Raw genomic sequence first — 9,440 nt, forward strand, 5'->3', positions numbered from 1 at the left:
GGTGAGCTTTCGGGCGAAGACGAGGGCGTGGACGTGGGGCGGGGGCGGGTTCCGCATGCCGCTGGCGGCGGGCACGTGGAGGACGAGGACCGCGGGCACGCCAAAGGCATCGACGACTTTCAGGAGCACGAAGCTTCGCACCGTCTCCCAGAAGCGGTGGAGCGACATGGGGGCGATGCCGGCGCGACCATGCGCGCCACCGGCGCCCTCCCTCCGCTCCGGGCCGATGCCTTCCGCACGCCACGGCCTGGCGGTGTCCACCCCTCCTGCGCTGCCCCCTCCCTGCGGCAGTTCGAACCGGAGGCTGAGGAGGAGGTCGCGCTGGTGGGGGAGCGCGGCTGCCTCGAACGAGGTCGCAAGCGCCCAGGGATCTGGCCTGCCGTGGGGAAGGTCCGGAGCCTCTGGCGGCAGCAGCAGGTCGTGGCGCGGCGCGGTCGGGCACCAGGGGCTGGGCACCGGAGCGGCGGGGTGGAGCTTCCCGCCGATGAACGCAACCGTGTCGTTGATGACGCCCCTGTAGTTCCGCCAGAGGTTGGCGGTGACGAGGCCGTGGCCGCTTGCGGTCACGTGGAGGCGCCGCGGGCCCCGGCCGCCGGGGGCGCCTCCCCCCGTGGTGCTGCTGCCGTGCCAGGCGAGGAGCGAGCCGCCTGCGCTGGTGCCGCGTCGGTGCGCGGCAGGCGGGTAGGCGTGATCGCCCGCCGACGGGACGAGGACGCTGCCAGTGACAGGCCCACCCTGCCTGCCCGCGGGGTGGCCGGCGTGTCCGCGCGGCGCGCCGAGATGCACGTGCGTCCTCATGCGTCCCTCCCTTGGGTGCGGGTGAGCGCCTGGCGGAGGCCTGCCTCGAGGAGGTCGCGGGCGAGTGTCGTCGTGGCCCTGCCGCTCTGCTGTGCCAGGCGGGCGAGGCAGGTGGCGGTGTGGCGCCGGAGCCGGAGGTCGAGCCGGGCTGCGTGCTTGACCTGGCAGTGCGGGCCGGAGGGGGCGGGGCGCGGCACTGCGGGCAGCGGCGTGCCGTGCAGCGCGGCAGCCAGCGCCTCCTCGAGGAGGTCGCGGGCGAGCGCTGCCGTGGGGATCGTCTGCTCCGCTGCCAGCGCCGCGAGGCACGCCCGGGTCTGCGGCCGCAGCCGGAGCGAGAAGCGCGCATCGAGCGGGATGGGGCAGAAGGCGCCCAGGGCCGGCACCTCGCCGGTGCCCACGTCATCCTCCGCAAGGTCGGCATCCGGGGCTGTGGCTGCCCCTGCCCGGGGGTCCGGGCCGGCGGCGGTCGTGTGGTCGCCTCCTTGCCTGTCGCCCGCTGCCGACGGTCTGCCGTGCGGGGACACGTTCTTCGATGCCGCGCCTCTCCCGCGGCATGCCGGGGGCTCGAACCGCTGCCCCTGCGTTCCTCCCCCGCTTTCGGGGCCGGCCGCGATGTCCTCGATCTTCCGGGTGTCTGCAGTCATGGGTTTTTCTCCTTTCCATTTCCACAGACCCTTCCCTCTCGTTCTCCTTTCGCTGTTCTCCCGGGCCTCCCCTTCGATGTCCCTGGCATCTGCCGGCCGCGAGGCGCGGCGGCGGTTCCGTCGCCGCTGCGGTGCCGACCCTCTCTGCCCTTGCGTTGCCGGCCGGGTGCCGGGCCGGGGGATGGGGGCGGTTCTGCTGTTCCCCTCAACTGCCCTTCCGATGCTGGCCGGGATGCCAGGCACCTCACCCTGCAGGCGCGGGAGGCCGCCCCGTCTCAGTCCGCATCCCCGCGCGGCGCGCTGATGAAGCCGCTTCTCCTCAGCGTCCCCGACCGCGGCTGCGGAGATGGGCGAGGAGGCGGGGGTCGAAGCCGCCAGGCGGCTCCGGCCCGGCGTCGGGGTCGCGCGGCGGCTCGCCGGGATCATCCCGCCCGCCTGCCGCGTCCGGCGCCTTGCGGGTGCCCTCCACCTCGGGCGATCCCCTGGCGTGCGCTGCCTCGGCGGGCCGCGCGGCTCCCGGAGGGTTGAGCCCTGCGCCCGCTCAAGGGCGGGCTGACGGCCAGCCTCTGTCTGACCCACGCCAGTCGCGCGCTCCGCCGCGACGCGTTCCGCCTCCCGCCGCGCGGCCTCGCGCTTTGCCGCCTCCGCCCGTGCCCGCCGGAGGGCCTGTTGCCGGGCGCGCTGGCAAAGCCTCTCCAGCAGCGCCCGGAGCGCGAGGAAGCGGCCGATCTCCGCGCGGAGCGTTTCCGCCTCGCGGGGCAGGTGCTCGGCAAGCCGGCGCGCGGCCTTGTCGGCACTGGTGCGGCTCTCCCCGACATGGACAAGGGTGGCCTCGACCGTGCCGAGGGTGCGGGCGAGCTCCTCTTCCCTCCGCCGACGGAGGTCGGCGAGCCGCTGGATCCGGTGCAGTCCCTTGACCAGGCGGCGCGCCAGGACCGCGCGCGCCTTGGCAAGCCGGCTGCTCGCGGCACCGGCACGCACCTGCGACCGCTCGAGTGCCCCGATCCCGGCTGGCAGCGCCAGGAGCCGCTCCGTGGCAGCGGCGCGCTGTCGCCTCCCGGGATGGCTAGCCTGCGCCCGCCGCGCGTTCCCGAGGTCGGCGATGTCCGTGGCAAGCGCCTGCCGCCGCGCCTCGACCGCAGCCGCCACGCGCTGGGAGAGATCGATGGCGCGGCGCTGCCGCGCGCCGAGAAGCCCCACCTCGTGCTCCGCTTCGGCACGACGGGAGCGGGAGACGGGACGACCCCTTCCCCCTGCGAGATCGAGAAGCCGCCGCCGGGCTGCCGCGAGTGCCTGCCAGCCCCTGACCAGCGCCTGCCCGTGCGCGGCGGCAGCCGCCGCCAGACGCGCCGAGGCGGACGCAAGACGCCCGGCCGCTGCGGCGAGGGAGGCAGCCGTCGCGCCAAGGACCTCGACCGGGCCGGGCGCAGCGGGTGGCAGGATGGCCGGCGGGTTCAGCCAGCGGCCCCGGCGGTCGAGCCCGCGCTCGGCAAGGGTGCGGGCGGTGTAGCGCTGCGGAAGGCCCGCCATGGCGAGCACGGCGTTGAACCCGTCCACGATCTCCCGCCGCCAGGCGCGCAGGCCCTCGGGGCCAAGGGTGTCGAGATCCTTGAGCGGCGAGACCTGCGTCGAGGTGGGGCCTTCCACCTCGAACGGCCGGGTCGAGACCAGGAGGTGGAGATGGTGGTTCCGCCCGTCGCGCTGCCCCCGCAGGTCGGACGGTCGCTGCATGACCGCGAGATAGGGAAGCCCGGCCCGCTCGAGCCGGGCGACGACCGCGCGCGCCGCCTCCTGCCGGAGGAAGACATCGGGCAGGTTCGGGAGCGCCACCATGACGTGGAGGAAGAGCTGGGCGCGCGGCTGGCCCTTCTCGCGCCGCGCGACGTCGCGCTCGAACTGCTCGAGCGCATCGCAGCGGCCGAAGAGCTCGGCGAGCCATTCGGGGGCGTATTCGGAAGGGCGAAGACCGCGTTCGTCGCGGGCGACGAGGTTGGTCATGATCGCCCGGCCGGGGGGCCCGTCGAGCTTCTCGGGATCGAGGACATAGAGCGCCTTGGCCGCGAACAGGCCGCGGCCCTTCTGGCGGTGGGTGCCATGGCTCCAGACCTTGAGCACCAGCGAGGCGAAGCCGTCGGCGCCGACCGACGGCCCCCACGACGGACTGCGCCCCCTGGCCCGGGGGATCGGCACCTTGGGGAAGGTGAAGACGGGGGGCTTCGCCCGCCGGTGGCGGATCCGGATGGGAGCGAGCCTGCCGAACTTGCGGCGGCACCGCGCCTCCTCCTCCCGCCGCGCCCGCGCCTTCTCCCGCTCCTCCTGCCGGGCTGCCGCGCGCTCCGCCCGCTCGCGCTCCCTGGCCTCGCGCTCGGTCCGCCACTCGTCCTCGAGCGCCGCAGGCGTCGGCCCTGACCGCGTCCGCCGGCTGCGCCCTTCAGCCGAGGCCTGGCCACGCGCCTCGGCCACCGCCCGGCGCACCTCGGCCGCGCTCGCGAACCGGCCATCGGCAAGCCGGTAGCTGATGCCCGTCCCAGCTCTCGCCATCCCGCACCTCCGCAACCCTCGTCCGGGCCAGCGGTTGGTCGGCAAGGTCGAGCCTTCGACCATTACCGCGACCAACCGCTGGCCCACTGGACGGAGGATGCCGGAGCTGCAGCCGGCGCTCAGGTGCCTCGTCCCGGAAAATGCCCGCCAAGCCTGCCGGGCGGAGCCGCCTGCACGGCAGCGGCAGCAGCCGGCCTTCACCGCACCGAGGCGAGCTGCCGATGCCGCGGCGCGAACCGGCCCGGGATGCTTCCCGGCCCCCGAGATGCGCTTGATGACGTGGCCCATGTCAGCGCGTCCTTGCGGATGCGTGGGCGAGCACGAGCCGCTCCACCGCCGCCTCGAGCCGGGCGAGCGCCGCGGTCAGCGCCACCAGCGGGTCGCGCGGGCCGGGCAGGAACTGCCCCGGATCCTGCAGGCCGGACGGGGGCAGCAGCTCGTCCGCCCGCGCGAGGAGCTCGCGACAGAGGCGGATGCGACGGCGGCACGGCGCCTCAGAGGGCGCGGCGGGGGCGGGACGGCGAACCGGGCGCGGAGATGGGCCACAAGAGCGATGACCGCAGCCACGAGGGCGGAGTACATTGCCAGGGTCGCCATTTCACGAGGAAGAGGGGATGTCGCCCCCTTCCGCGCGACCCGGTTGCGAAGGTCCGCATGGGCTGCCCGACCGGCGGTCTTCACGTGGCCAGGGCCCGCGCCGCGATGCCGGAGAGGGCATAATGGGAGCGGACAGCGCGACGGACAGGGCTGCGGTGCCGGTGTCGCCGCAACAGCCGAGCGGTGACCCTGGCTGAGGCGACGGCGGGCGGGACTGACCCCCTGGCATCGGTGCGGACAGGTGGCCGGACGAGGCTGCGGTCGTCCGCATGGCTCCTCCCCGGGGCAGGACCCGGCCATGGCTGCGGCACTGGCAGAGGACCGCGGGCCGGACCTGTCCAGCCGCATCGGCGCGGACATCCGCGCGGACCTGCGCCGGGCCTGAAGACCGATGCCTCGCACGCGCTCCTGGGCTGCGAGGCGGAGGCGCGACGCCCTTCGCCAGCCTCGGGCGGGCGGCCCCTTCGCTGGGCAGACCGCCGGGCAGCGGTTTCCGGGGAGCCATGGAGACCGCACCGCACGCACGGACCGCTCGCACACCAGGGGTAAGGGCGGAGAAGGCCTCCTGACCGCCAGCCCCAGCGGGCGACGGGATTTTCCGGGACGAGGCACCGGCAGCCGTTGGCGCATTCCCTAGGCTGCGCGCCATGACGACCGCGACTGAGCCTTTCGATCCCGCGGCACTTGCCGCGCGCTGCCGGCTGCTCGTGGGCGTCCTCCACCTCCATGCCGGGCCTCCGGCCCCTCCGTCGCCGCTCGAGGCCGAGGTGGCTGAAGCCGTTGCCCGCAACTTCGGCCGCCGCCGCGCCGACCGCCCGGGTCGCGACAACCGCATCTACCGCCTCGGCCAGGCGTTCGAGACCCTCGATGCGATCGACCTCGAGGACTACGCCCTCCTCGGCCTTCTCGGCGGCGGCCCCACCGTCCTCGCCTGGCTTCTCGAGGCAACCGAAGCCCGGCTCATCGGCGAGCACGCCCCCGGCCTCCTCGACATCCTGCGCGACGTGCTGGCTGTACCCGAGCGGCGGCGGTTCGCGATCGAGATGGGCGCTTACCTTCGCTGGCACCACGAGAAGACCGTGCGCGATCTCGCGGCAGCCGATTGGCAGGCCTCGCCGGCAGCAAATGACCCGCATGCCCCCTGGCGCCGCCGGCCGCCGACCAGCAGGCAGCGCTACGCCATCGCCAGCATCGTCCGCACGCTCAGCGCCGTCGACCCGGAGTTCCGCCCGCCCGCGATCGCGACCCGCGGCGAGGCCCATGACTTCCTCGAGCGGGCGGGCGGCAACCCCCGCTTCCGCGCGCCTCCCGCCCCGCCGCGACCCCCGAAGGAGACAAGGCCATGACCACCCCCGCCTCGCGGCTGAGTGACATCGGAGCCGAACTTGAGGAACTCGAACGGCTCACGACGACGATCGAAAAGGCCGACCCGCTCGATCCCGGGCTCCCAGTGCTCATCAGGAAGGCACAGGATATGGAGCAGAGACTGCTCAAGGCCATTCATCGCGAACTCGAGGTTCACGTGCTTGCCTACGCGCGGTTCCTGGCCATCAGCAGGGATCCAGCAGATCAGAAGAGTATCGAGGACTTGAAAAGCCGACATCCCGAGCTCAAGTCGAAGATCGAGGAGGAGGTGAGGAAGCTATGGTTCGGCGGAGGCAATCATGACGGCACCGGTCTCATCTAGGGGTGGCCAAGTCCGCATTGGGCTCGGAGAGAGTTTCGAGAAGGGCGTGATCGCAAGAGAAATTGCGCTCTCTGGGTCGAGTTCTGCAAGTGAGGTAAAGCAGATCGCGAACTTTGCTATCCACAATCCGAGGGTTCTGCTGGGCCGAGCTCGTTACATAAATATGGTCGGCCTCCATGGCCTTGCTTGGATCACGCATGGTGGCGCCTTCGCCGCCGTGCCCGACAACACGCCGGTGCTGGAGCTCAAAGCTCTCACCGACCTCTCGCCAAACGCGCTCGCCGACCCGAATACGAAGCCGGTCCCGACCGAGGAGCACCGCGAGTCCGCCGAGGGCGTTGAGAGCTTCATCGTCGGGCTCGCCTGCTTTGCACTCAAGCACGCCCCGGTCGATGCCGGCAGCCATCGCGCGCTTGCCAGTCTCGCGCTCGAACCCTCTGCCCACGGCAAAGCACTCTTCGATCTTTCAAGGGAGGCCAAGCACGGTGCTCGGATCGTCGAGCATCTCCTGCATCGGCGGCACGAGCAGGCGAAGGCCCAGATCGTAGCATGGTCTGGCTCTGCCGAAGAAAGCCTGCCAGATGCGCGCAAGGAAGAGCTCCGCAAGCTCCTCGCCGACAACAGGCTCTACTGGTACCTCTTCGATCTCCAGCGCTGCCTTGCCTGGGCCGTTGCGATCCGGGAGGGGAAGTGGTTCTTCGATCTCGCGAAGCCGTTCGTCGATCCATATCCGCCGAGGGCGGGCGGCGTGCTCCAGGCCGTCGAAGGGCTCGCCACCGCTGCCCGATGGGCCCTCGACCGGGCGGGCGGCGTCCCCACTGGACGCGGCCGGCCCCCCGCCCTCATCCGGGCATGCGAGCCGCACTTCAAGGAGGTCCTTCTCGCATCCGGCAGGACCGAGGCCGAGCTCGCCGACTGCTTCTCCCCACGGGTGCTGCTCCACTTTCGGCAGTCGGTCGACCGGCTCGAAGCCGAGATCAGGGCGGTCGCAGCCAGGCGGGAGCGCGGGGTTCTGGCAATGATGCGTCGGAGATATGCGTCAAGGCATATCAAGTCCGATGGGCGGACATTCGGCAAGAAAGGGCCGAAGCCGGGCAGAACGAAGCGCGCGGCCGAGGTCGGTCTCGTGACAAGCCAGACGCACGGGGTGCCTGCGCGGGCGATCCTTCTTGCGCTCGCCCTGTGCGTTGCCGCGCTTGCATTGAACCGTGACCAGCTTGGGTCCGGCACCATCGAGCCGCAAATCGTGCTGGATCAGGTCATCAAGAGTGCTGCTTCGCGCCGGGCAGGCGGGTCGGAGAAGCAGCGGAGCATTGTCGCCGTCGCCGTCGAAATCGTTGATCTGGTCTACCTTGGCGTGACCGGAAACGTCGAAAACCATGACGGAACCCGCGAGCTCGGACCCTCTTGGGACCTTGCTCCGGCCCTCGCGTATCTCAGGCGCGTGCGGAGGTATCTCCCGTTCGTCAATCGGTGCACCTCGCGGAGCGAGAAACATCGCAAGACAATGGCAATCTGGCACGCGTTCAGCCCGCTCGCGAGGCCCTAGGCCGGCGATGCACGGAGCAGAGGCTCCACGGCCGATGGCACGCGCCACCGCCACGACCGTGAAGCCCAGCCGCGGGGCGGGATTTTCCGGGACGAGGCACCAGCGCCGCCGTGCCTCATACGCGACAACGCCGGCATGGCACCGCCATGCAGCCAGAAGCGGCATCCCAGGCCGAAGGAACCCGACGCCCGCGCCTACGCGTCGGACACGATTCTGCTCGATCGGGAAGGTGCGCGCCGCCAGGACAGCGTTGTGGAAGCTGTCCTGCCGCGAAGGTTCGGCAGCCGATATGTCGCAAATGCGACCGGACTTTCCCTGCGAACCGTCCAGGAGTGGGCGGCAGCAGGGCGGATCCCGACGGCGTTGAAACTGGGGCGGCGGTGGACCTTCGAGGAAACGGGAATTCGCCAATGTCTGAAGGAACAGGCAAGTCTCGGCGCCGCAGGTTGCCAGCGGGATGCTACTGGCGCGGCGGGGTCCTTTGGGCCCGGTGCAGCATTGCCGGACGCAAGTATCGAACGAGCCTACGCACGGCTGATGTCGAAGTCGCCGCGGCGCGCCGCGCGGCATGGGCGCAGGAGTTGCAGAACCGGCACCGCTTCGGAATGACACCCAATGTCTCGTGGAAGGAAGCGGTCGTCGAATGGCATGCGCAGGCGCGGCGCTCGCTCGCGCCTCGAACGGTCGCTCGATACCTCGCAAGCCTGCGGACCGTCGCCCGCTTTCTGGAAAACAAGTGTCTTGCCGAAATCGACGCCAAGCTGATCCGCACGATCGTGGCCGCCCGACAGAAGGAAGGAGTGACTAACGCGTCGATCCGGCGGGATCTCTCTGCGGTGTCCTCGGTGCTTTCGCATGCGGTTGCCCACGAATGGATCGCCGCGAATCCTGCGAAGGCCTATGATCGCAGCTCCATCCGCGAGCGCCGGCCGCCGATCGTCCTTCCGGACCCGTCCAGCCTCGCGGAAGTGCTTGCGCGCCTCCCTGAGGGGCTGCGAGACATGGCCGAGTTCGGAATTCACACCGGGATGCGGCTCGAGGAGTTGGCGTCCCTGCGCTGGGAGCAGGTGGACTGGCACCGGCAGACGGTCCAGCTGGTGCAGACCAAGCGCGGGGCCGGCCGGGTCGTCGAGCTGGACGCTGCTGCACTGGCGGTTCTCCAGCGGCGGGGCCCCGGCATTGGCAAGAGCTATGTGTTCACCCAGGCGGCGGGCACGCGATATGCCTCACCGTCCGGAAACTTCCGCGCTGTGGTCGACCGGGTCGCGCGTTCCCGGGCAGCACGCAAGGCTGCAAGGAACCGGGGGGAGCCGGAGCCGCCGCCATTCCAGAGGTTCCGCTTCCACGATCTTCGGCATCTTTACATCGTTACGCAGCTGCGGGCGGGTCGGTCGATCTGGTGGGTGAAGGAGCAGGTGGGCCATTCCTCGGTGACCCAGACGGAAGCCTATGCCCGGGTGTTTCTTTCGCCCACCGAAGCAGCACGGGCGCGCCAGGGCACGATCGAGGTCACGGAGCGGGACACGCTTCCGCCGGTCATCCGCCTGCGTGACCGGGCAGCGGACTGATCTCAGGCTGGATCTGCCCTGCCGCCACGCATCATGAGCGCGGTTGGCCAGACCGG

The 9,440-nt window shown here is 71.4% G+C and carries 6 protein-coding genes and 1 pseudogene; 5 read left to right on the forward strand and 2 right to left on the reverse strand.

Annotated features, from left to right (window positions below; genetic code table 11):
- Both H3H34_RS13110 and H3H34_RS13115 read right to left on the reverse strand, forming a co-directional pair.
- Positions 1-798, reverse strand: a pseudogene (locus H3H34_RS13110) (hypothetical protein); the annotation flags it as partial.
- Positions 795-3,983, reverse strand: coding sequence for a hypothetical protein (locus H3H34_RS13115; protein ID WP_194745753.1), 3,189 nt, complete (start codon positions 3,981-3,983; stop codon positions 795-797). The pseudogene H3H34_RS13110 and the gene H3H34_RS13115, both read right to left, overlap by 4 nt.
- Before the next feature lie 1,244 nt (positions 3,984-5,227).
- Here H3H34_RS13115 and H3H34_RS13120 point away from each other — a divergent pair.
- The 5 genes from H3H34_RS13120 (at position 5,228) to H3H34_RS13135 (ending at position 9,384) form a co-directional block, all read left to right on the forward strand.
- The gene (locus H3H34_RS13120; RefSeq protein ID WP_194745754.1) at positions 5,228-5,926 is read left to right on the forward strand and encodes a 3'-5' exonuclease family protein; all 699 of its coding nucleotides are present in this window, start codon (positions 5,228-5,230) and stop codon (positions 5,924-5,926) included.
- Complete coding sequence (locus H3H34_RS13125; RefSeq protein ID WP_194745755.1) at positions 5,923-6,267, forward strand: hypothetical protein; 345 nt, start codon at positions 5,923-5,925, stop codon at positions 6,265-6,267. The genes H3H34_RS13120 and H3H34_RS13125 overlap by 4 nt, the downstream gene beginning before the upstream one ends.
- A complete protein-coding gene (locus tag H3H34_RS13130; protein ID WP_194745756.1) occupies positions 6,245-7,816 on the forward strand; it encodes a hypothetical protein in 1,572 nt (523 codons plus the stop codon). The genes H3H34_RS13125 and H3H34_RS13130 overlap by 23 nt, the downstream gene beginning before the upstream one ends.
- Before the next feature lie 135 nt (positions 7,817-7,951).
- Positions 7,952-8,425, forward strand: a complete 474-nt coding sequence (locus tag H3H34_RS14220) for a helix-turn-helix domain-containing protein (RefSeq protein ID WP_408033961.1) — start codon at positions 7,952-7,954, stop codon at positions 8,423-8,425.
- Positions 8,422-9,384, forward strand: a complete 963-nt coding sequence (locus H3H34_RS13135) for a tyrosine-type recombinase/integrase (protein WP_194745757.1) — start codon at positions 8,422-8,424, stop codon at positions 9,382-9,384. The genes H3H34_RS14220 and H3H34_RS13135 overlap by 4 nt, the downstream gene beginning before the upstream one ends.
- Positions 9,385-9,440 lie beyond the last annotated feature (56 nt).

Source organism: Thermaurantiacus tibetensis (genome assembly GCF_015354055.1).
Lineage (GTDB): Bacteria > Pseudomonadota > Alphaproteobacteria > Sphingomonadales > Sphingomonadaceae > Thermaurantiacus > Thermaurantiacus tibetensis.